At 59.7% G+C, this 23,066-nt stretch carries 29 protein-coding genes; 19 read left to right on the plus strand and 10 right to left on the minus strand.

The window, feature by feature from the left end; all coding sequences use genetic code 11:
* Positions 1–7: 7 nt before the first annotated feature.
* Both ACI77I_RS09270 and ACI77I_RS09275 read right to left on the minus strand, forming a co-directional pair.
* Positions 8–532, minus strand: a complete 525-nt coding sequence (locus ACI77I_RS09270; protein ID WP_094950433.1) for an HAD family hydrolase — start codon at positions 530–532, stop codon at positions 8–10.
* Complete coding sequence (locus ACI77I_RS09275) at positions 533–1,507, minus strand: KpsF/GutQ family sugar-phosphate isomerase (protein WP_094950434.1); 975 nt, start codon at positions 1,505–1,507, stop codon at positions 533–535.
* A gap of 302 nt (positions 1,508–1,809) precedes the next feature.
* Between ACI77I_RS09275 and ACI77I_RS09280 the strand changes: the two genes are divergently transcribed.
* The 10 genes from ACI77I_RS09280 (at position 1,810) to hisC (ending at position 9,875) form a co-directional block, all read left to right on the plus strand.
* Positions 1,810–2,619 (plus strand): ATP-binding cassette domain-containing protein, encoded by an 810-nt coding sequence (locus ACI77I_RS09280; RefSeq protein ID WP_003171811.1) that lies wholly within the window; start codon positions 1,810–1,812, stop codon positions 2,617–2,619.
* Positions 2,619–3,416: a lipid asymmetry maintenance ABC transporter permease subunit MlaE gene (gene mlaE / locus ACI77I_RS09285; protein ID WP_094950435.1), complete on the plus strand. Its 798-nt coding sequence runs from the start codon at positions 2,619–2,621 to the stop codon at positions 3,414–3,416. Before ACI77I_RS09280 ends, mlaE begins: the two co-directional genes overlap by 1 nt.
* Positions 3,416–3,883 (plus strand): outer membrane lipid asymmetry maintenance protein MlaD, encoded by a 468-nt coding sequence (gene mlaD / locus ACI77I_RS09290; RefSeq protein WP_094950436.1) that lies wholly within the window; start codon positions 3,416–3,418, stop codon positions 3,881–3,883. The genes mlaE and mlaD overlap by 1 nt, the downstream gene beginning before the upstream one ends.
* Positions 3,884–3,894: 11 nt before the next feature.
* Positions 3,895–4,542, plus strand: coding sequence for a phospholipid-binding protein MlaC (locus tag ACI77I_RS09295; RefSeq protein WP_094950437.1), 648 nt, complete (start codon positions 3,895–3,897; stop codon positions 4,540–4,542).
* Positions 4,539–4,844, plus strand: coding sequence for a lipid asymmetry maintenance protein MlaB (locus ACI77I_RS09300; protein ID WP_094950438.1), 306 nt, complete (start codon positions 4,539–4,541; stop codon positions 4,842–4,844). The genes ACI77I_RS09295 and ACI77I_RS09300 overlap by 4 nt, the downstream gene beginning before the upstream one ends.
* Positions 4,845–4,958: 114 nt before the next feature.
* Positions 4,959–5,213, plus strand: coding sequence for a BolA family protein (locus ACI77I_RS09305; RefSeq protein ID WP_094950439.1), 255 nt, complete (start codon positions 4,959–4,961; stop codon positions 5,211–5,213).
* A gap of 23 nt (positions 5,214–5,236) precedes the next feature.
* A complete protein-coding gene (gene murA / locus ACI77I_RS09310) occupies positions 5,237–6,502 on the plus strand; it encodes a UDP-N-acetylglucosamine 1-carboxyvinyltransferase (protein ID WP_094950440.1) in 1,266 nt (421 codons plus the stop codon).
* A 234-nt stretch (positions 6,503–6,736) separates the two neighbouring features.
* Complete coding sequence (gene hisG, locus ACI77I_RS09315; protein ID WP_083360118.1) at positions 6,737–7,372, plus strand: ATP phosphoribosyltransferase; 636 nt, start codon at positions 6,737–6,739, stop codon at positions 7,370–7,372.
* A 127-nt stretch (positions 7,373–7,499) separates the two neighbouring features.
* On the plus strand, positions 7,500–8,819 hold the full coding sequence (hisD, locus tag ACI77I_RS09320) for a histidinol dehydrogenase (RefSeq protein ID WP_406997365.1): 1,320 nt from the start codon (positions 7,500–7,502) through the stop codon (positions 8,817–8,819).
* Positions 8,820–8,822: 3 nt separating this feature from the next.
* Complete coding sequence (hisC, locus tag ACI77I_RS09325) at positions 8,823–9,875, plus strand: histidinol-phosphate transaminase (protein ID WP_406997366.1); 1,053 nt, start codon at positions 8,823–8,825, stop codon at positions 9,873–9,875.
* Between the two features lie 65 nt (positions 9,876–9,940).
* Here the strand turns inward: hisC and ACI77I_RS09330 are convergent, their stop codons facing one another.
* Together ACI77I_RS09330 and upp are read right to left on the minus strand one after the other, a co-directional pair.
* A complete protein-coding gene (locus ACI77I_RS09330; RefSeq protein WP_094953031.1) occupies positions 9,941–11,215 on the minus strand; it encodes a uracil-xanthine permease family protein in 1,275 nt (424 codons plus the stop codon).
* Between the two features lie 2 nt (positions 11,216–11,217).
* Positions 11,218–11,856, minus strand: a complete 639-nt coding sequence (gene upp, locus ACI77I_RS09335; protein ID WP_017138223.1) for a uracil phosphoribosyltransferase — start codon at positions 11,854–11,856, stop codon at positions 11,218–11,220.
* Positions 11,857–12,020: 164 nt separating this feature from the next.
* Here upp and ACI77I_RS09340 point away from each other — a divergent pair, with 164 nt between their 5' ends.
* Together ACI77I_RS09340 and ACI77I_RS09345 are read left to right on the plus strand one after the other, a co-directional pair.
* Entirely contained in the window at positions 12,021–12,578 is a 558-nt protein-coding gene (locus ACI77I_RS09340; RefSeq protein ID WP_034102221.1) for a hypoxanthine-guanine phosphoribosyltransferase, read from the plus strand.
* A 3-nt stretch (positions 12,579–12,581) separates the two neighbouring features.
* Positions 12,582–13,067 (plus strand): WbuC family cupin fold metalloprotein, encoded by a 486-nt coding sequence (locus ACI77I_RS09345; protein WP_094953030.1) that lies wholly within the window; start codon positions 12,582–12,584, stop codon positions 13,065–13,067.
* Here ACI77I_RS09345 and ACI77I_RS09350 read toward each other — a convergent pair.
* On the minus strand, positions 13,053–14,246 hold the full coding sequence (locus tag ACI77I_RS09350) for a M20 aminoacylase family protein (RefSeq protein ID WP_094953029.1): 1,194 nt from the start codon (positions 14,244–14,246) through the stop codon (positions 13,053–13,055). The two genes, ACI77I_RS09345 and ACI77I_RS09350, sit on opposite strands and share 15 nt — an antisense overlap.
* Before the next feature lie 162 nt (positions 14,247–14,408).
* Here ACI77I_RS09350 and ACI77I_RS09355 point away from each other — a divergent pair, with 162 nt between their 5' ends.
* Complete coding sequence (locus tag ACI77I_RS09355) at positions 14,409–14,894, plus strand: hypothetical protein (RefSeq protein WP_094953028.1); 486 nt, start codon at positions 14,409–14,411, stop codon at positions 14,892–14,894.
* Between the two features lie 162 nt (positions 14,895–15,056).
* Positions 15,057–15,344, plus strand: coding sequence for a PA4642 family protein (locus ACI77I_RS09360; protein ID WP_094953027.1), 288 nt, complete (start codon positions 15,057–15,059; stop codon positions 15,342–15,344).
* 96 nt (positions 15,345–15,440) lie between these two features.
* On the opposite strand, the gene mqo is transcribed toward ACI77I_RS09360, so the two are convergent.
* Positions 15,441–16,949: a malate dehydrogenase (quinone) gene (mqo, locus tag ACI77I_RS09365; protein ID WP_406997367.1), complete on the minus strand. Its 1,509-nt coding sequence runs from the start codon at positions 16,947–16,949 to the stop codon at positions 15,441–15,443.
* 725 nt (positions 16,950–17,674) lie between these two features.
* Positions 17,675–17,908, minus strand: a complete 234-nt coding sequence (locus tag ACI77I_RS09370; RefSeq protein ID WP_094953025.1) for a hypothetical protein — start codon at positions 17,906–17,908, stop codon at positions 17,675–17,677.
* Between the two features lie 182 nt (positions 17,909–18,090).
* Between ACI77I_RS09370 and ACI77I_RS09375 the strand changes: the two genes are divergently transcribed.
* A complete protein-coding gene (locus tag ACI77I_RS09375; RefSeq protein WP_406997368.1) occupies positions 18,091–18,675 on the plus strand; it encodes a YajG family lipoprotein in 585 nt (194 codons plus the stop codon).
* 59 nt (positions 18,676–18,734) lie between these two features.
* On the opposite strand, the gene ACI77I_RS09380 is transcribed toward ACI77I_RS09375, so the two are convergent.
* A complete protein-coding gene (locus tag ACI77I_RS09380) occupies positions 18,735–18,944 on the minus strand; it encodes a hypothetical protein (RefSeq protein ID WP_083360107.1) in 210 nt (69 codons plus the stop codon).
* 183 nt (positions 18,945–19,127) lie between these two features.
* Here ACI77I_RS09380 and ACI77I_RS09385 point away from each other — a divergent pair, with 183 nt between their 5' ends.
* Positions 19,128–19,385, plus strand: coding sequence for a hypothetical protein (locus tag ACI77I_RS09385; RefSeq protein WP_094953023.1), 258 nt, complete (start codon positions 19,128–19,130; stop codon positions 19,383–19,385).
* Between the two features lie 122 nt (positions 19,386–19,507).
* Here ACI77I_RS09385 and ACI77I_RS09390 read toward each other — a convergent pair whose 3' ends face one another.
* On the minus strand, positions 19,508–20,671 hold the full coding sequence (locus ACI77I_RS09390; RefSeq protein ID WP_176462995.1) for a 1-acyl-sn-glycerol-3-phosphate acyltransferase: 1,164 nt from the start codon (positions 20,669–20,671) through the stop codon (positions 19,508–19,510).
* 131 nt (positions 20,672–20,802) lie between these two features.
* On the opposite strand from ACI77I_RS09390, the gene ACI77I_RS09395 reads away from it, so the two are divergent.
* From ACI77I_RS09395 to ACI77I_RS09405, 3 genes are read left to right on the plus strand one after another with little or no spacing between them, the layout of a single operon-like run.
* A complete protein-coding gene (locus ACI77I_RS09395; protein WP_094953021.1) occupies positions 20,803–20,985 on the plus strand; it encodes a CPXCG motif-containing cysteine-rich protein in 183 nt (60 codons plus the stop codon).
* 11 nt (positions 20,986–20,996) lie between these two features.
* Positions 20,997–21,257 carry a putative signal transducing protein gene (locus ACI77I_RS09400; RefSeq protein ID WP_094953020.1) on the plus strand — a complete coding sequence of 87 codons (261 nt, stop codon included), beginning with the start codon at positions 20,997–20,999 and terminating at the stop codon, positions 21,255–21,257.
* 36 nt (positions 21,258–21,293) lie between these two features.
* Positions 21,294–21,914 (plus strand): SOS response-associated peptidase, encoded by a 621-nt coding sequence (locus tag ACI77I_RS09405; RefSeq protein ID WP_094953019.1) that lies wholly within the window; start codon positions 21,294–21,296, stop codon positions 21,912–21,914.
* A 307-nt stretch (positions 21,915–22,221) separates the two neighbouring features.
* Here the strand turns inward: ACI77I_RS09405 and ACI77I_RS09410 are convergent, their stop codons facing one another.
* On the minus strand, positions 22,222–23,064 hold the full coding sequence (locus ACI77I_RS09410; protein WP_406991501.1) for a methyl-accepting chemotaxis protein: 843 nt from the start codon (positions 23,062–23,064) through the stop codon (positions 22,222–22,224).
* Positions 23,065–23,066: the final 2 nt, after the last annotated feature.

The raw sequence follows: 23,066 nt of genomic DNA on the forward strand, positions 1-23,066 counted from the left end.
AAAAGCTCTATAGGTAGGCGGCGTGGGCCGCTTCAAGACTGCCCTGGGCACGCAGGATCAACTCGCAGAACTCGCGGGCAGCACCTTCACCGCCACGTGCGGTAGTGATGCCATGGGCGTGTTCGCGCACAAATGCCGCGGCGTTCGCGACGGCCATGCCCAGGCCCACCCGGCGAATGACCGGCAGGTCAGGCAGATCATCGCCCAGGTAGGCGACCTGCTCATAGCTTAGGTTGAGCTGTCCAAGAAGCTCGTCCAGAACCACCAGTTTATCCTCGCGGCCCTGATACAGGTAAGGAATCCCCAGGTTTTGTGCGCGGCGTTCCACAACCGGTGTTTTTCGACCGCTGATAATCGCCGTTTGCACGCCCGCAGCCATCAACATCTTGATGCCTTGGCCATCGAGGGTATTGAACGTCTTGAACTCGCTGCCGTCTTCGAGAAAGTACAGGCGGCCATCGGTCAGTACGCCGTCGACGTCGAAAATCGCCAGTTTGATGTTTTTACCGCGTTGCAACAGGTCGCTGGACATTTACATCACTCCCGCACGCAGCAAGTCGTGCATGTTCAGGGCGCCGACCGCGTGATCGTCACCGTCGACGACCACCAGCGCAAGAATCTTGTGGTCTTCCATGATCTTCAGCGCTTCGGCCGCCAGCATTTCAGGGCGTGCGGTCTTGCCGCGTGGGGTCATGACTTCGTCGATCGTAGCCGTTTGAATGTCGAGGTTACGGTCCAGGGTACGGCGCAAGTCGCCGTCAGTGAACACCCCGGCCAGGCGGCCATCGGATTCCAGGATGACTGTCATGCCCAGGCGCTTGAGGGTCATTTCCATCAGGGCGTCCTTAAGCAGGGTACCGCGCGGGACGTGAGGCAATTCATCACCGGAGTGCATGACGTTTTCGACTTTCAGCAGCAGGCGGCGGCCCAAGGCGCCACCCGGGTGGGAAAATGCGAAATCCTCGGCGGTAAACCCGCGTGACTCCAGCAGCGCCACTGCCAAGGCATCGCCCATCACCAGCGCTGCGGTGGTGGAGGAGGTCGGTGCCAGGTTCAGCGGGCAGGCTTCGTGGTCCACGTGAACATTCAGGTTGACCTCGGCGGCCTTGGCCAGCGTCGAGTCCGGGTTGCCGGTAATGCTGATCATCTGGATGCCCAGGCGTTTGATCAGTGGCAGCAGGGTCACGATTTCATTAGTGCTGCCGGAGTTCGACAGCGCCAGGATAATGTCATCCTTGGTGATCATGCCCATGTCGCCGTGGCTGGCCTCGGCCGGGTGCACGAAAAAAGCCGTGGTCCCGGTGCTTGCCAAGGTGGCGGCGATTTTGTTGCCGACATGGCCTGATTTGCCCATGCCGACCACGACAACGCGGCCCTTGCTGGCCAGAATCATTTCGCAGGCGCGTACGAAATCCGCGTCGATATGGGCCAGCAAACCTTCTACGGCTTCAAGCTCGAGGCGGATGGTGCGTTGTGCGGATTGAATAAGGTCGCTGGATTGGCTCATGTCTGAAATCGTATAGCCTGACGAAAAGTCGGCGATTATAGCGGTAATGATCAATTCCCTCACGCAAGTTCGTCAGGGTTTATTCTGCAAGTACCTAAGATTAGTGCACAGCAACGTTTTTTCCCTGTCCCGAATCTGAACGAGCGCTGTTCCGGCCTTGGGGGCGCTGTACCAGCAGTGATATAGTTCGCCGCCAGTTCGGTCCGCCCAACCCATGTGGCTAACTATTTATTGCGCATCTGTCGCAAACGAATGTCGCAAACATGGTGTCTGAGTGAAAGGCTGCATCCCAAGGAGATTAGATGAGTGCCGATAACGCCTACGCGGTCGAGCTGAAGGGCCTTACCTTCAAGCGCGGGACGCGCAGCATCTTCAATAACGTCGATATTCGCATTCCCCGCGGAAAAGTCACGGGCATCATGGGGCCTTCCGGTTGCGGCAAGACCACCCTGTTGCGCCTGATGGGTATGCAATTGCGCCCTAGCGCCGGCGAAGTGTGGGTCAACGGCCAGAACCTGCCGACCCTGTCGCGCAGCGATCTGTTCGATGCGCGCAAGCATATGGGCGTGCTGTTCCAGAGTGGCGCGCTGTTCACTGACCTCGATGTGTTCGAAAACGTGGCGTTTCCGCTGCGGGTGCACACGCAACTGTCCGATGAGATGATTCGTGACATTGTGTTGCTGAAGCTGCAGGCCGTCGGCCTTCGCGGCGCCATCGACCTGATGCCTGACGAATTGTCCGGCGGCATGAAGCGTCGTGTCGCGTTGGCGCGTGCCATCGCGCTGGATCCGCAAATCCTCATGTATGACGAGCCTTTTGTAGGCCAGGACCCGATCGCCATGGGCGTGCTGGTACGCCTGATCCGCCTGCTCAACGACGCGTTGGGGATTACCAGTATCGTGGTGTCCCACGACCTGGCCGAAACCGCGAGCATTGCCGACTACCTCTATGTAGTAGGCGATGGTCAGGTGCTGGGGCAGGGCACGCCTGAAGAACTGATGAACGCTGATAACCCGCGTATTCGCCAATTCATGACCGGCGATCCCGATGGCCCGGTGCCTTTTCATTTTCCGGCAGCGGACTACCGCTCAGATCTTCTGGGGAAGCGCTGATGCGCAAGACATCTTTACTCGAGAAGGTTCGCCTTTTCGGTCGCTCCGGCATCGATCTGGTCGAAGTGCTGGGGCGTTCGACCATTTTTCTGTTTCACGCACTGCTCGGTCGCGGCGGCATCGGCGGCGGTTTTGGCCTGCTGCTCAAGCAATTGCACTCGATCGGCGTGATGTCCCTGGTCATTATCGTGGTGTCCGGGATTTTCATCGGCATGGTGCTGGCCTTGCAGGGGTTCAATATCCTCTCCAGCTACGGTTCGGAGCAGGCGGTGGGGCAGATGGTCGCCCTGACGCTGTTGCGTGAACTTGGCCCGGTTGTCACCGCCTTGCTGTTTGCCGGGCGCGCAGGGTCTGCATTGACCGCCGAGATCGGCAACATGAAGTCCACCGAGCAGTTGTCCAGCCTGGAAATGATCGGCGTGGACCCGCTCAAATACATTGTTGCCCCGCGCCTGTGGGCCGGCTTCATTTCCCTGCCTCTGCTGGCGATGATCTTCAGCGTGGTCGGTATCTGGGGCGGCTCGTGGGTGGCGGTTGACTGGTTGGGCGTCTATGACGGCTCGTACTGGGGCAACATGCAAAACAGCGTGACTTTCAGCGGCGACGTGCTCAACGGCATCATAAAGAGCATCGTCTTCGCCTTTGTAGTGACCTGGATCGCCGTATTCCAAGGCTATGACTGTGAGCCCACTTCAGAAGGGATCAGTCGCGCCACCACCAAGACCGTTGTGTACGCCTCGCTGGCGGTACTGGGCCTTGACTTCATTTTGACCGCCTTGATGTTTGGAGATTTCTGATGCAAAACCGCACTGTGGAAATCGGTGTCGGCCTTTTCTTGCTGGCTGGCATCCTGGCTTTACTGTTGTTGGCCCTGCGAGTCAGCGGCCTGTCGGCCAGCCCCACCGCCGATACTTATAAACTTTACGCGTACTTCGATAATATCGCCGGTTTGACTGTCAGAGCCAAAGTGACCATGGCCGGTGTAACCGTCGGCAAGGTCACGGCAATCGATCTGGATCGCGACAGCTTCACCGGCCGAGTGACCATGCAAGTCGATAAGAAGGTAGATAATCTGCCGACTGACTCCACTGCATCTATCCTCACTGCTGGTTTGCTGGGCGAGAAGTACATCGGTATCAGCGTGGGCGGGGAAACAGCCTTGCTCAAGGATGGTTCGACAATCCACGACACACAGTCGTCGTTGGTGCTTGAAGACTTGATCGGTAAATTCCTGCTCAATACGGTCAATAAAGACGCCAAATGAGGAATCTGTTCATGATCTCTACCTTGCGACGTGGCCTGCTGGTGCTGCTTGCAGCACTGCCGATGATGGCCAACGCGGCGGGTTCTGCGCACGATCTGGTGCAGGACACGACCAACAAAATGTTGGCTGACCTGACTGCCAACAAAGAGCAGTACAAGCAAGACCCAACGAAGTTCTACGATGCGCTGAATACCATTGTGGGCCCAGTGGTCGATGCCGAAGGCATTTCCCGCAGCATCATGACGGTCAAGTATTCACGCAAAGCTACGCCTGCGCAGATGCAAACATTCCAGGAAAACTTCAAGAAGGGCCTGTTCCAGTTCTATGGCAACGCCCTGCTGGAGTACAACAACCAGGGTATTACCGTTGCTCCGGCCGGGGATGAGTCGGGTGACCGCACCAGCGTTAACATGACCGTTAAGGGCACCAACGGCGCAGTTTATCCTGTGCAGTACACACTGGAGAAGATCAGCGGCGAGTGGAAACTGCGTAACGTGATCATCAACGGCATCAACATTGGCAAGCTGTTCCGCGATCAGTTCGCTGACGCGATGCAGCGCAATGGCAACAACCTGGACAAAACCATCAATGGTTGGGCCGGTGAAGTCGCCAAGGCCAAGGAAGAAACCGACAAACAAGCTGGGAAGCCTGCGCAATGACAGAGTCGGCTGTTCGTCTTGGCGACGCCGGTGAGTTGTTTCTCAGTGGCGTGCTCGATTACCGCTCCGGGCCTGACCTGCGCAAGCAGGGCCAGGCGCTGATCAACAGCAGCAACGCGCCTGCGTTGGTGCTTGATTGCTCGGCGGTGACCAAGTCCAGCAGCGTCGGTCTGTCGTTGTTGCTGTGTTTCATGCGCGATGCTGAAGCGGTCAAGAAGCCGTTCAGCATCCGTGCGTTGCCCGAGCACATGCGCGAAATTGCCGAGGTTTCCGGTATTACCGAACTGTTGGCGCATCCTTAATACACATTATTAAAGAGGCCCCCCGTCAGAGTCCTGCTATGCGGGGTTCGCAGGCGCGGGGCTTTTTTGTATGATGTGCGACCCGTGCGCACTTGGCGCCGATAGAGGTTGAGCATGCAGGCCTACGAAGTTAAGAGCTTCCTTGAAGAAAAGCTGTCGAATAGCCTTCCTTCACAAGTGCAGGTTGAAGTTGAAGGCGAAGGCTGCAACTTCCAGCTGAATGTGATTAGCGATGAACTGGCGGCACTGAGCCCGGTCAAGCGTCAACAGCAGATCTATGCCCATTTGAACCCGTGGATCACCGATGGCAGCATCCACGCGGTCACTATGAAATTTTTCAGCCGCGCGGCCTGGGCCGAGCGCACCTGAGCCCCCAAGGCGTCGAGATTCTTATGGATAAATTGATTATTACCGGCGGTGTCCGCCTTGATGGCGAGATCCGCATTTCCGGTGCGAAAAACTCCGCCTTGCCGATCCTGGCAGCGACCCTGCTGTGCGATGGCCCGGTGACTGTGGCCAACCTGCCGCACCTGCACGACATCACCACCATGATCGAACTGTTCGGTCGCATGGGCATTGAGCCGGTGATCGACGAGAAGCTGTCTGTCGAAATCGACCCGCGCACTATCAAGACCCTGATCGCTCCGTACGAATTGGTGAAAACCATGCGTGCGTCGATCCTGGTACTGGGCCCGATGGTTGCCCGTTTTGGTGAAGCCGAAGTGGCGCTGCCTGGCGGTTGCGCCATCGGTTCGCGTCCGGTCGACCTGCACATCCGTGGCCTTGAAGCCATGGGCGCCACCATCGACGTCGAAGGCGGCTACATCAAGGCCAAGGCGCCAGAAGGCGGCTTGCGCGGTGCCAATTTCTTCTTTGATACCGTCAGCGTGACCGGTACCGAGAACATCATGATGGCCGCTGCCCTGGCCAACGGTCGCAGCGTGCTGCAAAACGCCGCGCGCGAGCCTGAAGTGGTCGACCTGGCCAACTTCTTGATCGCCATGGGTGCCAACATCACCGGCGCCGGCACCGACACCATCACCATCGAGGGTGTTAAACGCCTGCACTCGGCCACCTACAAAGTGATGCCCGACCGTATCGAGACCGGCACCTACCTGGTGGCTGCCGCCGTGACCGGTGGTCGCGTCAAGGTTAAGGACACCGATCCGACCATCCTTGAAGCCGTCCTGGAAAAACTCAAGGAAGCGGGTGCTGAAATCACCACCGGTTCCGACTGGATCGAGCTGAACATGCACGGCAAGCGGCCAAAAGCTGTCAACGTGCGTACTGCTCCGTACCCGGCGTTCCCGACCGACATGCAAGCGCAGTTCATCTCCTTGAACGCGATTGCCGAAGGCACCGGTGCCGTGATCGAGACCATCTTCGAAAACCGCTTCATGCACGTGTATGAACTGCACCGCATGGGCGCCAAGATCCAGGTCGAAGGCAACACGGCCATCGTTACCGGCATCGAGAAGCTCAAGGGCGCGCCAGTCATGGCCACCGACCTGCGTGCCTCGGCCAGCTTGGTGATCTCGGCGCTGTGCGCTGACGGCGATACCCTGATCGACCGCATCTACCACATCGACCGTGGTTACGAGTGCATCGAAGAAAAACTGCAGATGCTCGGCGCCAAGATCCGCCGCGTACCGGGCTAGTCCCCGGAACTGCAAATACCTTTACTGTGGTGAGGGAGCTTGCTCCCGCTGGGCTGCGCAGCAGTCCCGCTCTTGGGGGCCGCTTTGCGACCCAACGGGAGCAAGCTCCCTCGCCACAGGAAGGTGTTTGTTGTTAAATGGTTTGTTTCAAATCGAGGCTGTAATGGCCTCGATCTGTGTCTGGCGCCGTTTGCGACCGGACAGCAATAGCCTGATGAAGGACTGACGTTTCCCATGTTGACCATCGCACTGTCCAAGGGCCGCATCCTTGACGACACTTTGCCGCTTCTGGCTGAAGCGGGCATCGTGCCGACCGAGAATCCGGACAAGAGCCGCAAGCTGATCATCCCTACGACCCAGGACGACGTTCGCCTGCTGATCGTTCGGGCTACCGACGTGCCGACCTACGTTGAACATGGCGCGGCCGACCTCGGTGTGGCCGGTAAAGACGTGCTGATGGAATACGGCGGCCAGGGCCTGTACGAGCCGCTGGACCTGCGTATCGCCCTGTGCAAGTTGATGACCGCCGGCCGCGTCGGTGACGTCGAACCTAAGGGCCGCCTGCGCGTGGCAACCAAGTTCGTCAACGTCGCCAAACGTTACTACGCCGAGCAGGGCCGTCAGGTCGACATCATCAAGCTCTACGGCTCGATGGAACTGGCCCCGCTGATCGGCCTGGCCGACAAGATCATCGACGTGGTCGACACCGGCAACACCCTGCGTGCCAACGGTCTCGAACCCCAGGATTTTATTGCCGACATCAGCTCCCGTCTGGTCGTCAACAAAGCTTCAATGAAGATGCAACACGCCCGAATCCAGGCGTTGATCGACACCCTGCGCAAGGCAGTGGAGTCTCGACACCGCGGTTGACTCACCTGCGCGGCCCTAGGCCGCGCCCGTCTATCCGCCTCATAGCCAGAATTCTCAGGTGCCCAAGCGGATCGACTGCTAACTTTCGGCGCCTGAGTATTTTTGCCAATCCTATGAGGCCCTCGCTATGACCACGTCCACTGCAATTGCCCGACTCAACGCTGCCGACCCGGATTTCGCCTATCATCTGGATCATCTGCTGAGCTGGGAAAGCGTGTCCGACGACTCGGTCAACCAGCGGGTGCTCGACATCATCAAGGCCGTGCGCGAGCGCGGCGATGCGGCGCTGGTGGATTTCACTCGCCAGTTCGATGGCCTCGACGTGGCGTCCATGTCAGACCTGATCCTGCCGCGCGAGCGTCTGGAGCTGGCTTTGACGCGCATCACTGCGCCACAGCGTGAAGCCCTTGAAGTCGCGGCAGCACGGGTGCGCAGCTACCACGAAAAACAGAAGCAGGATTCCTGGAGCTACACCGAGGCCGACGGCACGGTGCTGGGCCAGAAGGTTACGCCGCTGGACCGCGCTGGGCTGTACGTGCCCGGCGGTAAAGCCTCGTACCCATCGTCGGTGCTGATGAACGCGATCCCGGCCAAGGTGGCGGGCGTGACCGAAGTGGTCATGGTGGTGCCAACCCCGCGCGGTGAAATCAACGAGCTGGTGCTGGCGGCCGCGTGCATTGCCGGTGTGGACCGCGTGTTCACCATCGGCGGCGCTCAAGCTGTCGCGGCCCTGGCCTATGGCACCGAGAGCGTGCCGAAGGTCGACAAAGTGGTTGGCCCCGGCAATATCTATGTAGCCACCGCCAAGCGCCACGTGTTTGGCCAGGTCGGTATCGACATGATCGCCGGCCCCTCGGAAATCCTCGTGGTGTGTGACGGCCAGACCGACCCGGACTGGATCGCCATGGACCTGTTCTCCCAGGCCGAGCACGACGAAGACGCCCAGGCAATCCTGGTCAGCCCTGACGCCGCGTTCCTCGACAAGGTCGCCGCCAGCATCAACAAGTTGCTGCCGACCATGGACCGCGCCGAGATCATCGAAAAGTCGATCAATGGCCGTGGTGCGCTGATTCTGGTGCGTGACATGGAACAGGCCATCGAAGTGGCCAACCGTATCGCGCCGGAGCACTTGGAATTGTCCGTTGCCGACCCACAAGCCTGGCTGCCGTCGATTCGCCACGCGGGTGCGATCTTCATGGGCCGCCACACCAGCGAAGCCCTGGGCGACTACTGCGCCGGCCCCAACCACGTGTTGCCGACCTCCGGCACCGCGCGGTTCTCGTCGCCACTGGGGGTGTATGACTTCCAGAAGCGTTCGTCGATCATCTTCTGCTCGCCACAAGGCGCTTCCGAACTGGGCAAGACCGCTTCGGTGCTGGCCCGTGGTGAATCGCTGAGCGCCCACGCTCGCAGCGCCGAATACCGCATCCTTGAAGAGGGGAAATAAGACATGAGCAAATTCTGGAGCCCCTTCGTCAAGGACCTCGTGCCTTACGTGCCCGGCGAGCAGCCGAAGCTGACCAAGTTGGTCAAGCTCAACACCAACGAGAACCCCTACGGCCCGTCGCCCAAGGCGCTCGCGGCGATGCAGGCCGAGTTGAACGACAACTTGCGCCTGTACCCGGACCCCAACAGTGACCTGCTCAAGCAGGCCGTGGCCAAGTATTACGCTATCGACGCTGGCAAGGTCTTCCTCGGCAACGGTTCCGATGAGGTCCTGGCGCACATTTTCCACGGCCTGTTCCAGCACGACTTGCCGCTGCTGTTTCCGGACATCAGCTACAGCTTCTACCCGGTTTATTGTGGCCTCTACGGCATCACGTCCGACCCGGTGCCGCTGGATGAGCAGTTCCATATCCGTGTGGCGGACTACGCCAAGCCTAACGGCGGGATCATCCTCCCCAACCCGAACGCGCCCACCGGCTGTGTGCTGGCGTTGGACGCCGTGGAGCAGATCCTCAAGGCCAGCCCGGATTCAGTGGTGGTGGTCGATGAAGCCTATATCGACTTCGGCGGTGAAACCGCTATCAGCCTGGTGGACCGTTACCCGAACCTGCTGGTGACTCAGACCCTGTCCAAATCGCGCTCACTGGCCGGTTTGCGTGTGGGCCTGGCGGTGGGTCACCCCGTCCTGATCGAGGCGCTGGAGCGGGTCAAGAACAGCTTTAACTCCTATCCGTTGGACCGTCTGGCGATTGTCGGCGCGGCAGCGGCGTTCGAGGACCGTGAATATTTCGAGAAGACGTGCAAGCTGGTGATCGACAGCCGTAACAAGCTGGTCGCACAGCTGGAGGGTAAAGGCTTTGAAGTGTTGCCGTCGGCGGCCAACTTCATCTTTGCCCGTCACCCGCAGCACGATGCCGCCGGGTTGGCAGCCAAGTTGCGTGAGCAGGGTGTGATCGTGCGGCACTTCAAGCAGGCGCGGATTGCCCAGTTCTTGCGGATCAGCATTGGTACGCCAGAGCAGAACCAGGCGCTGATTGATGGGCTCGGGGAGCTTTAACCTGCGCTGAAAAACAAGTGTGGGAGCTGGCAGGCCAGCTCCCACACTTATTTGCGTTGGGTCAGTTAGAGCAGCGGCTCATCCGGCTTCTTGTTTTTCCAACCATCATTACCCGGCAGCAGCAGGTTCAAACCAATCGCTACCACCGCGCACAGGGCGATGCCCTTGAGGCCGAAATCATCCGGGCCGGTGCCCGTACCCACCAGCACACCGCCAATCCCGAACACCAACGTCACCGACACAATCACCAGATTGCGCGCCTCCCCCAGGTCGATCTTGTGGCGGATCAGCGTGTTCATGCCCACAGCGGCAATCGAGCCGAACAGCAAGCACAGAATCCCGCCCATCACCGGCACCGGGATGCTCTGCAGCAGCGCCCCGAACTTGCCGATAAACGCCAGGCTGATGGCAAACACTGCCGCCCAGGTCATGATTTTGGGGTTGTAGTTCTTGGTTAGCATCACCGCGCCGGTCACTTCGGCGTAGGTGGTGTTCGGCGGGCCGCCAAACAGCCCAGCAGCCGTGGTGGCAATGCCGTCACCGAGCAGGGTGCGATGCAGGCCGGGCTTCTTCAGGTAGTCGCGACCAGTCACGCTACCCACCGCAATTACACCGCCGATGTGTTCGATCGCCGGGGCCAGGGCCACCGGGAGGATAAACAGGATCGCCTGCCAGTTGAATTCCGGCGCGGTAAAGTGGGGCAGGGCGAACCACGGTGCGGCGGCGATCTTCGCGGTGTCCACCACGCCGAAGTAGAACGCCATGGCGAAACCCACCAGTACGCCGGAGATAATCGGCACCAGGCGGAAAATGCCTCTGCCGAATACCGCCACGATCAACGTGGTGAGCAGCGCCGGCATCGAGATCAGCATGGCTGTCTTGTAGGGGATCAGTTCGGCACCGTCGCCGCCTTTACCCATCGCCATGTTCGCGGCGATCGGCGCCATGGCCAGGCCTATGGAAATAATCACCGGCCCGATCACCACAGGTGGCAGCAGCCGGTCAATGAAACCGGTGCCCTTGATCTTCACCGCAGCGCCCAGGAACGTATAAACGAAACCGGCCGCCATCACCCCGCCCATCGTCGCCGCCAGGCCGAACTGCTGCTTGGCGAGAATGATCGGGGTGATAAACGCAAAGCTCGACGCCAGGAACACCGGCACTTGGCGGCCGGTGACCACTTGGAACAACAAGGTGCCCAAGCCTGCGGTAAACAGGGCGACGTTTGGATCGAGGCCTGTGATCAGCGGCATCAACACCAGCGCACCAAATGCTACGAAGAGCATCTGTGCGCCAGACAGGATCTGGCGCCAAAGCGGGTCGTTGAATTCATCCTGCATGCTCACGCGTCCTTCTGCTTGGTGCCGAAGATCTTGTCACCGGCATCGCCCAGGCCTGGGATGATGTAGCCGTGTTCGTTCAGGCGCTCATCAATCGACGCGGTGTAGATCTGCACGTCCGGGTGGGCCTTCTCGACGGCAGCAATGCCTTCGGGCGCAGCCACCAACACCATGGCGCGGATGTCCTTGCAACCGGCCTTTTTCAGCAAGTCGATGGTGGCAACCATGGAGCTGCCGGTGGCGAGCATCGGGTCGATGATCATCGCCAAGCGCTCGTTGATTTCCGGGACGAGTTTTTCCAGGTAGGTGTGCGCCTGCAATGTTTCCTCGTTGCGGGCCACGCCGACGGCGCTGACTTTGGCGCCCGGGATCAGGCTGAGTACGCCTTCGAGCATGCCGATGCCGGCGCGCAGGATCGGCACCACCGTGATTTTCTTACCGGCGATTTTCTCCACCTGGACGGGACCGGCCCAACCGGGGATCTCGTAGGTTTCCAGAGGCAAATCTTTGGTAGCTTCGTAAGTGAGCAGCGCTCCGACTTCCTGAGCAAGCTCACGGAAGTTCTTCGTGCTAATGTCGGCACGGCGCATAAGGCCGAGTTTGTGTCTGATCAGCGGGTGGCGGATCTCGCGAGTGGGCATGGGAAAAGCTCCGGCGGCGGGCAAAAAAACCGGCCTAGATTAATCTATCCGAGGGTGTTGTCCTATAGACATCTAGTACGTTAGTCCATTAAGGCTTGATCGTTGCGCCTCACATGCGTACCTTTGCCCGCTTTTCTTGCCACAGCACCCCCTTGGAGAGCGCCATGTCTGCTGATCTCGAGCATATCCGTCAAATCATGCGCGAGGCTGACTGCCTGTACACCGAAGCGCAAGTCGAAGAGGCAATCGCCAAGGTCGGCGCTCACATCACACGCGAAATGGCCGACACCAACCCGGTGGTCTTTTGCGTGATGAACGGTGGCCTGATCTTCGCCGGTAAATTGCTGACTCACCTGCAGTTCCCGTTGGAAGCCTCTTACCTGCACGCCACCCGTTATCGCAACGAAACCACCGGCGGCGACCTGTTCTGGAAAGCCAAGCCGGAAGTCTCGTTCATCGACCGCGACGTGCTGATCATCGACGACATCCTCGATGAAGGTCACACCCTGGGCGCGATCATCGACTTCTGCAAACACGCCGGCGCGCGCAAAGTGCACACCGCCGTGCTGATCGACAAAGACCACGACCGCAAGGCTCGCCCGGACCTGAAAGCTGATTACGTCGGCCTGCCGTGCATCGACCGCTACATCTTCGGTTACGGCATGGACTACAAAGGCTACTGGCGTAACGCCAATGGGATCTTCGCCGTTAAAGGGATGTAACCCATGGCCCGCTTTCTTGATCAGTCCCTGTTCACCGAATTGGCCGAGAAAGCGGCCGCCAGCCCCCGTGGTCGGCACCACCACAACTTTCATCAGATGGAAGAGCCGTGCCATCGCCTGGCCGTTGGCCTGCAACTTGACACCTATGTGCCGCCGCATCGGCACCTGAGCGCGGACAAGGCGGAAACCCTGCTGGTGCTCAAGGGCAGCCTGGGCGTGTTGGTGTTCAGCGACACCGGCGAGGTCATCGCCAAGCGCGTGATGCAGGCGGGCGGTGAATGCTCGGGCGTTGACCTGCCCCCCGGCGTGTTTCATGGCTTGGTGGTGCTGGAGCCCGACAGCGTGATGTTCGAGTGCAAAGCCGGGCCGTATCGCCCGGTAGGCGAGGGCGAGTTGGCTGACTGGGCACCCCGCGAAGGCGATGCCGAGGTGGAACGCTATCAGGCATGGATGCGCTCACAATTTGATTGGGTTTCAGCTCAGCGGTAGCCCTTGTTCGACCAGTGAGGCCAACAGGCCGGCGCCCAGTGGAATAACGCTGTCATTGAAGTCATAACGGTCATTGTGCAGTTGGCAATGACCGACCCCTTCGCTTGGCGAGCCACCCTGGCCGAGATAAATATAGGCGCCCGGCCGCTCCTGCAGCATGTATGAGAAATCTTCGGCGCCCATGGTGAGTGGTTCGTTGCACCTCACGTTGGCTTCGCCAACCAGGCTTCGTGCAACCTCAGCGGCAAACAGCGCCTGCTCAGTGTGGTTGACGGTTGCGGGATAACCTCGCTGATAGTCATAGCTGGCGGTGGCGCCAAACGCGGTTGCAACACCCTGGGCGATTTCACCGATGCGCCGTTCCAGGAGGTCTCGATTGGCGCTGGTAAAACTACGCGCGGTTCCGATCATCTTCACGTGGGCGGGGATAACGTTGTTAGCGTTAAGTTGACTGGTTTGCAGGCTGGCCACCGTCACTACACCGGACTCGAGTGGGTGCAGGTTGCGACTGACGATGCTTTGCAATGCAACAACGATATGGCTGGCAGCCAGTACCGGGTCGATTGCCGCGTGAGGGATCGCCGCGTGGCCGCCAAGGCCGGTGACGATAATTTCAAAGCTGTCGGCCGCCGCTTCCACCGGCCCCGGCTGCACGGCGATGACCCCGGCGGGGTAGTCGGGGTTGTTGTGCAGTGCATACACCGAATCCATTGGGAATTGTTTGAACAGCCCTTGTTCAATCATCACTTTGGCGCCGCCGCCGCCTTCTTCGGCGGGCTGGAAGATCACGATCACTTTGCCACTGAACCGGCGTGTCTGCGCCAGATAGCGCGCCGCCGCCAGCAACATCACCGTATGCCCGTCGTGCCCGCAGCCGTGCATCAGGCCTGGGTGGATGGAACGGTGCGCGAAATCATTGGCTTCGACCATGGGCAGGCAGTCCATGTCGGCACGCAGGCCCATGCTCCCGCCGGGTTGTGCGCCTTCAATGATGCCGACAACCCCGGTGCCGGCCAGCCCCCGATGGACTTCGATACCTTGCTGTTGAAGAAAGTCAGCAACAATTGCGCTGGTACGGTGCTCATCGAAACCCAGCTCTGGATGGGCGTGGAGATCGCGCCTCAAGGCGGTAAGTGCTTGAAGATGGGCCTGGATGGCGTCAACAGGATGGGTGGTCATGGGCGGGACTCTTGTTATTTTGGTTGAGCTGGAAAATCTACAGCGTTCAGGCGTTCTTTCAACCATGGTGGCTTGATTCAATGCAACCAGAGGTGTCAGGGGTTATCTCGGCCGTTTATGCGTGATCTGCGTGCTAGCATGGCTGCCCCTTTGGAGGTGTAAATGAGAGCGTTGATTTGCAGCTGCGCCGCCCTGGCGTTGACCCTCAGCCTGCCCCTTGCGGCGGCCCCCGCGCCGATGCACAGCCAATTCCTGCCGCCGGACGACCTCACCCTGCGCGCCGACATCCCTGACCAGCAGCAACTGCTGCAAGTCACCGAGTACGCGGTGGTGGTGGGCAACCAGCGGCAATCGACCCAGCAGCCGATCCCGGTGACGTCGCCGTTGATGATCCGCCTCAAGGGCAAGTCCTTGAACAAAGGCGCGACCATCAGCCAGGTGGTGCTCAATTTTGATGCTGAAAGCAAAAGCCTGAAAAAACCGGTGTTCGATGACACCAGCAAAACCCTGACCTTGTCCTACCCACTGGCGCAGTACCGCGTGATTGTCGACCTGCTGCGCAATGACACGGTGTATGTGCAGTTCCTCAGTTATGCCAACGGGCATATCTGGGCGGACCTGCACACCGGCGCCGTTCGCGCAAAGTAATTAAGCCGGCACACGCTCATCCATGTGAATGCAGTCAATGTGGGCGCTGGCTTGCCTGCGATGGCAAGCCAGCGCCCACATGAGTGTTTGGTTGTTTTCGAAGGTGGTGTCTGGCAGGTAGACTTCCTCTCCCGTGTAAATGTCTGCAGGCTGGAGTCGGTAATGCGTAAAGATAAGAAACAGGTGATTGGTGACGAGATCGGCGACGACCAGATCAAGTTGTTCCTGGACTTCGAGCCGGTTGATGCGACTTCACCGTCCCTGCACAAACTGATCAAGGCCTACCGCGGCCTGCGTATCGACGACTTCGAGCGCTTCCTGGGCTTTTTCAAGCAAGCAGGCCTGGATCTGGACGGCAAGGACGAGCATGGCCAGACGTTCGTCGAGTTGATCAAGGACCAGCGCAACGCTGCCGAGTACATCGCGCTGATCGACAACGCTCGCAGCTGATTATCCGAGACATAAAAAAACGCCCCGAGGGGCGTTTTTCTGATGGTTCCCACGCTTTGCGTAGGAATGCATCCTGTGACGCTCTGCGTCAGGTCCTCAAGCGTAGCTTTCGGCTTCGTTGCTTTGCTCAACCAGTTCCAGGCTGATGTTGTTCTGCGTATTGATCTTGCGGTACAGCTCGGCGTCAGTCTCGAGGATTTTCTCCCGGGCCGGGAAGATCTCGTGCAGCTTGGCTGCCCACTCACCGGCCGTCTTCTCTGGGAAGCAACGCTCGATCAGTTCCAACATGATCGAGACGGTCACCGAAGCGCCCGGGGATGCGCCCAACAACGCCGCCAGCGAGCCGTCTTTGGCCGCAACCAGCTCGGTGCCGAATTGCAGCACACCGCCTTTTTTCGGGTCTTTCTTGATGATCTGCACCCGTTGGCCAGCCACTTCCAGGCGCCAGTCTTCGGCTTTCGCCTCGGGGTAGAAACGGCGCAGGGATTCCAGGCGTTGCTCCATCGACTGGCGCACTTCGCTGACCAGGTATTTGGTCAGGTCCATGTTGTCGCGGGCCACGGCTAGCATCGGGCCGATGTTGCCGGCACGAATTGACAGTGGCAGGTCCAGGAACGAGCCGTGCTTGAGGAACTTGGTGGTGAAGCCGGCGTATGGCCCGAACAGCAGGGACTTCTTGCCATCCACCACGCGCGTGTCCAAGTGCGGCACGGACATCGGCGGCGAACCCACGGAGGCCTGGCTGTAGACCTTGGCCTGGTGGTGCTTGACCACTTCTGGGTTGTCGCAACGCAGCCACTGGCCGCTGACTGGGAAGCCGCCGAAACCTTTGCTTTCTTCGATGCCCGAGGCTTGCAGCAACGGCAGGGCCGCGCCACCGGCGCCGAGGAACACGAACTTGGCGTCCACTTCACGGCTGTTGCCGCTGTTGACGTCCTTGATGCTCACGGTCCAGCCCGCGCCGTTACGCTTGAGGCCAGTGACGCGCTTGCTGTACTTGACCTGGGCATCCGGTGCGCTGGTCAGGTGCGACAGCAGTTGGTTGGTCAGGGCGCCGAAGTTGACGTCGGTGCCGTTCATCACGCGGGTGGCAGCGATTTTTTCGTCGAGCGGGCGGCCCGGCATCATCAGCGGCATCCACTCGGCCATTTCGCTGCGGTCTTCGGTGTAGTGCATGTCCGAGAACGCGTGGTGCTGGCTGAGGGTTTCAAAGCGCTTCTTGAGGAAGGACACGCCTTTTTCGCCCTGCACGAAGCTCAGGTGCGGCACCGGGCTGATAAAGGATTTGGACGAGCCAAAGGTGCCTTTTTTGGTCAGGTACGCCCAGAACTGCTTCGACACCTCGAACTGGGTGTTGATGTGCACGGCTTTCTTGATGTCGATGGAGCCATCGGCGGCCTGCGGTGTGTAGTTCAGCTCACACAGCCCGGCGTGGCCGGTACCGGCGTTGTTCCACGGGTTGGAACTTTCCGCGGCACCCGAATCCATCAGCTCAACGACTTCCAGCTTGAGGCCGGGGTCGAGCTCTTTGAGCAGTACGGCCAGGGTGGCACTCATGATGCCGGCCCCTACCAGAACTACGTCGACTGCTTCGTTATGCGCCATTTAACGCGTCTCCAAAATCTGCAGCACCAAATTGACGGCATGGCTGCCAGGAGTGACGGGGCGGTTCACGTGTTGCCCCAGGTTACCCATGGCCAGGATCGCCATGTCCGTTTCGCAATTCTTTGCAACTTCAGCGCACGCTTCCTGCCGGGCTAATCTGCCTATGAACGCATTCATGGGCGCCTGTGGCAATTCGACTTATGGTCAACGCGTGCGATTTGTGCAACCAATCCGTAGCGGACAGGCTCAAGCTCCGGTGTTTGAGGAGTACTCGGTCCTGTGTGGTTGGGCTGTTACAGACGCTGATGGTGCTTGTACAAACGCAAAACTATTCATTTGCTCGCCACACTCTTGTGAAGTTGTGAAAACCCGTTTTTTCACGCTCTTTTGAAGACGTGAACCTCAAAAAAGGGCTGCCCCAGCCTGGCACCTGGCCCGCAAACCTCTGCCGACACGCGGCAAAACGGGCAAACAACTCAAGTGGCCGAGCGCAATGGCAGCTCTGGCAGATTCGGTAAGGCGGGTGGGTTTGCAAAGAAAACAGCAAGCGCGCCAGCTTCACTCGATCTGTGTGGGCGGCTCTCTGTGGGCGATTTGGGGGTTAATACCGAGGCATTAACGATGCTGCGAGGCCCGATCAGGAGACGTCCTTATAATCGGGGGGAGATTGTAGCGAAGAACGCCAGGGAAATGGGCGTGTTTTATGACTTTAATTCGTGTCTCGGTCAGGAGGCCAACGCATGCCGGGTTTGCGCGTGCGTAACTTTCGGGCTGACCCGGGCGCTCGCTGGCAGCGGGCGGTGCATCCAGCCCAGGTGGGTCTCTGCGACCTCCACCCAGCCTTCACCGACGGGCGGCAAGCTGCACTGCTTGAAGGCCTGGCAATGGCCGCGGGCGTCCAGCAGGGCATAGTGGCGATGACGGGCGCGGGGCATGAACAATGACTTGAGAAGGCGCATGGCTTTGTACCTGTTACGTTACATGCTTGAAGGTTGCCAGTGTGCCATGACACTGGAATGACGGATTTATGTGAAATTGTAATTTCAGCATGCCTTCAGCTGCCGTTCAGGATGGCTGGTGGGTGGCGCGTGCGCACCGTTATACTGGCGGCCTGTTTGCATCTAGTCCTGGAGAAATGAGTATGTTGCAACGCCTGTTGTTCGGTTTGATCACTGTGACCAGTTTGACCCTGGTTGGCTGCGCCAACAGCCCGCAACAACTCAGCCCGCAACCTAAAATCACCGCGCAGTTGGCGCCTGTCGGCCATGGCCAGCCGGTGTCGGTGCGTGTAGTGGATGGTCGCCCGTCGCCGACCCTGGGTTCGCGCGGTGGCCTGTACCCGGAGACCGCGCTCATTTCGGTCACCGGTCAAGACGTGCTGCCCAAGCTGCAAGCCCAGGCTGAAGCCGCCGTGCGCCTGCTGGGCTTCACCCCGGCCAACTCGCCGGGCGCGCCTCAGTTGACCATCACCCTGGCCGAGCTGAAATACCAGTCGCCCAAAGATGGCCTGTATGTGACTGAAGCCTCCATCGGCGCAACGTTCAAGTCCGACGTCAGTGCCGGTACCCGTCGCTACAGTGGCCGCTACGGCGCTTCGCTGAACCAGCGCTTCGGTATGTCGCCGAACCAGGAAACCAACACCAAGTTGGTCAGCGATGTCCTGAGCGACGCCCTGACGCGCCTGTTCAAAGACCCAAGCATCGGTCAACTGCTCAGCTCGCAGTAATACCGTTCAACAAAAAGCCGGGCTCAGCGATGAGCCCGGCTTTTTTATGCTTGTTGCGTTCATGCAGCTGTTTCGACATAAAAGTCCAGCACACTCACGCCAGTGAGCAAGTCCAGCTCCGGCAAGTCGGCATGCTGGTGCCCGCCCAGCGCGCAATACACCAGCCAGTGGCGATCCTGAACGTTAAACGCCAAGCCGCCGACCAGCGCCTCTTGCTCATCGGTCTGGGCGATCAGATACAGCCGATCCTGGTTCTGCGCATGCAACATGACAAGCTCCCGAACGTTCGAAGGGCAACAGAGTGGCCTGTTAAGGTGACGTTCAGGTGACGCTGTAAATTACTGGATACATTGATCGTACATGGGGGATGGAACGTTTCTGCGGCAGGAGGCCAATATCGTTCAGGTTTGTATCTGAATGGATACCAGAACACTGTACCACTGAGGTTTGCGATGGCGCTGCCCGCACTGCTGATCAATGCTGTGGCTTTATTGGTAGCCTGCCCGGGTGCAGCGCTGCTGTTCATTACCCGCCTGCGTGAGCAACGCGCACTGGCTGACCTGAGCGCGCAAAGCGAAGAGCGCGCGATAGATCAACCGATGTTGTTTCTGGATGTGCGCACCGAACGGGCGCATCGCTTGGCTTACCGCGTCGGGTTTGCCTGCCTCGGGCTGGCGCTGGTCGCTTCTTGGCTCAGCACCCGTTTGTAAAAACACTGCAAAACTAAATGTGGGAGCGGGCTTGCCCGCGATAGCAGTGTGTCAGTCGATAGATTCGATTCTGACACACCGTCATCGCGGGCAAGCCCGGCTCCCACATTTTGTTCCGGTGTTTACAGCGGGATGCCCGCTTTAACCCGATATTGATTACGCACTGGCGTCGCATACTGCACCACCAGAAACGGCCGGTGCTCAGCCGGGCACTCGTTCAAACGCCGCTCCCACTCCGCCTTCGCCTTGGCCAACTCATCAGCCGGGAACACCTCGGCCGCTGTCGGCACCTGCAATTGCGGGTCGGCGTCGCTCCACTGCGCGTACGCCAGGTAGTGCACCGGGAACAAGCGATAGCCGCCGAGAATCTGCCGGTCCATTTCCACCGCCAGCAGCTTGGTGTCTTCAAAACGCTCGGTAATCGGCGGCGCAAAGTTCACATGCACACGGCCCTTGTAGCCGGTGATGCCCAAGGCAATGCTCACATCATCCTCGCCCGGCGCCTTGCTGTAGGTGCCAGTGGTGGCGCGGATATACAGCTCGCGGGCCTTGGCCGTGTCGCACGGGTCGTATTCATAGCTGATCGACACCGGCGTCAGGTTCAACGACTGGATCACCTCGGCAAACGGCTCGTCCTTGCGGCTGACGTGGAACATCTTGAGGATCGCCGACTCGGTGCGATCATCCCCGTCCTTGGCACGGCCTTCGGCCTGGGCGATCCAGATCGACTGGCAGTCGTTGCGGATCGAATGGTTGATGTAGGCCGACAGCAGGTTATACGCCGCCATCTTTTCCTTTCGCCCGGTGATCGAGCGGTGCACGATAAAGCTCTTGTTCAGGCGCATCAGGTCGCTGACAAACGGCTTTTGCAGCAGGTTGTCGCCGATAGCGATACGCGGCGTCGGCAGACCGGCGTGGTATACGGCATAGTTGACGAAGGCTGGGTCCATCACGATGTCGCGGTGGTTGGCCAGAAACAGGTAGGCGGTGCCGGACTTGAGCTGCTCGACGCCGGTATAAGTGACGCCGTCGGTCGCGCGATCAATGGTGTGGTCGACGTAATATTCGACTTTGTCCTGCAGCGTTGCCACGGTGGTGACGCCGGCGAACTCACGGCGCAGCTTGCGGGCGATCATCGGCTTGAGCAACCAGCCCAAGGCGCCGGCAAAGCGCGGAAAGCGGAAGTGGGTCAGGATGTCCAGAAAGGCCTTGTCACTGAACAGACGTGCCAGCACTGCCGGGACTTCGCTGTCGTTGTAAGGTCGGATGGTATCGAATTCGCCCATCATGCTCTCTTGTTAGAAACGGCTAGGGTAAGTAAAGGAAGTATCAGGGTGCGGCCGCAATATTGGCTCTGCCGTGAATAGCCCTGTAAATAGACCGGCGATTATACGCACAAGTCACCTGGGAGACCGCGATGCTGGAAACCGAGTCGTACGATTGTCCTTATTGTGGTGAACCGGCCGAGGCCGTGCTGGACCTTTCCGGCGGCGATCAGTCATACATTGAAGACTGCCCGGTGTGTTGCCGGCCAATTATCTTTGATCTGCAGGTACACGATGAAGAGTGGATGCTCACGGTCCGCAGCGAGAACGAGTGACAGGTACGCCCATGCAGCGAATCTATGAACCGGAAAACCTGATGGAGGGCGAGCTGCTGCAACAGATGCTCGCCAGCGAAGGCATCGAGGCGCACCTGGTGGGGCGCCATTTGCTCGGTGGCACCGGCGAATTGCCGATTTTCGGCCTGCTCGGGCTGGAAGTGGACAACGACCAGGCCGCCTACGCCCGTGAGCTGATTACCGCTTACAACGGTGCGCAACCGCTGCCCGGCGATGAACCCGACAGCTTCCCCGACGTATTGGTCTGTTAGGCTGTCGGTCGGTTTACCCAAGAGTCGTGTTACCCCATGTGTGGACGTTATGCCCTGTTTCGCTGGAACCCTACGTTTGCTGCCTTGCCGGGCTTTCCGGCCGACCAGCAGGCCCAGTGGAACATCTCCCCGAATGATTCGGTGCTGATCCAGCGCTTGAGCGAAGGCCAGCACACCCTGGCGCGCGCCCGCTGGGGCCTGACGCCGCCCTGGCTGACCGACCTTTCCCGCACCCCAGCCCACGCCCGCGCCGAAACCCTGGCCGAGCAACCGATGTTCCGCGAAGCCTTCCGCCAGCGCCGCTGCTTGCTGCCGGCCAACGGTTTTTACGAATGGCGCGGCACCCAGCGCAAGCGCCCCTACTGGCTGACGCCGGGGGAGGGGTCGACGCTGTTTTTTGCGGCAATCTGGGAAGCGTATCCGGTGCAGGAACAGGTGTGGCTGAGTACGGCGGTGGTGACCCAGGCGGCGCAGAGCCAGCGGCGGCCGTTGATCCTCGATGCTGCGGGGCAAGAGGCCTGGCTGAATCCGCAGACGCCGTTGCATGTGTTGCAGGGGTTGTTGGCCGGTGAGCCGGCTGCGCTGCGCGAGCGGGTTCTGGCCAATATGGTCAATGATCCGAAGCTCAATGGGCCTGAATGCCTGACCCCAGGCTGAGGTTGGATTCACGGGCCTCATCGCAGCATAGGTATCTACGCAACTGCTGGTGAACGCAAAATCTGTAGCTGGCGAGCTTTTGTGGCGAGCGGGCTTGCCCGAATGCCGTTCAGCTAAGCGCATATCCCCTGTGGGAGCGGCGGTGCGACGATTCGACTTGCTCGCGAAAGCGGTGGGTCAGTCAACATCAATGTTTACTGGGCCGACGTCTTCGCGAGCAAGCCCGCTCCCACTTTGACTGTATTCACAGATCCAAGCGTGGGAGCTGGCTTGCCTGCGATAGCGCCCTCAAAACCACCGCAAATCCCTAAACCTTAAACTGGTTGATCAACCGCCGCTGCTGCTCTGCCAACTTGGTCAAATCCGCACTGGCCGCGCTGGACTCATCCGCGCCGCCCGCCACTTCATTGGCCACCTGGCCGATATTGATCACATTGCGATTGATGTCCTCAGCCACCGCGCTCTGCTCCTCAGCTGCGCTGGCAATCTGGGTGTTCATGTCGTTGATCACCGACACTGCCTGCGTAATCGTTTCCAGTGCCTCAGCGGCCTTGGCCGCATGTTGCACGCTTTCATCGGTGCGGTTCTGGCTGTCTTCCATCACCTTCACCACGTCCCGCGTGCCTTGTTGCAGTTGCTGGATCATGGTCTGGATTTCTTCGGTGGCTTTCTGCGTTTTCTGCGCCAGGTTGCGCACTTCATCCGCCACCACCGCAAACCCACGGCCTTGCTCGCCAGCCCGCGCCGCCTCGATGGCGGCGTTGAGCGCCAATAGGTTGGTCTGCTCGGCAATGCCACGAATCGCCGTGAGGATCGCGTTGATGTTCTCGCTGTCCTTGGCCAGGGTTTGCACCACGACGACCGCGCGGCCGATTTCTTGCGCCAGCGCGCCGATTGACGTCGAGGTGTCGCGCACGACGCGCATGCCTTGGCTCGCGGCTTGGTCCGCGTGGCTGGCAGCTTGCGCAGCCTGGGTGGCGTTGCGCGCCACGTCTTGGGCGGTGGCGGTCATCTCGTGCACGGCGGTGGCCACTTGGTCGATCTCGACCATTTGTTTGTGCACGCCCTGATTGGTGCGGATCGCGATGTCGGCGGTGTGCTCCGACGAATCGCTGACCTTCTGCACCGAACTCACCACCTGGGTAATCATGC

The organism is Pseudomonas sp. D47 (genome assembly GCF_045447305.1).
In the GTDB taxonomy this organism is placed as follows: domain Bacteria; phylum Pseudomonadota; class Gammaproteobacteria; order Pseudomonadales; family Pseudomonadaceae; genus Aquipseudomonas.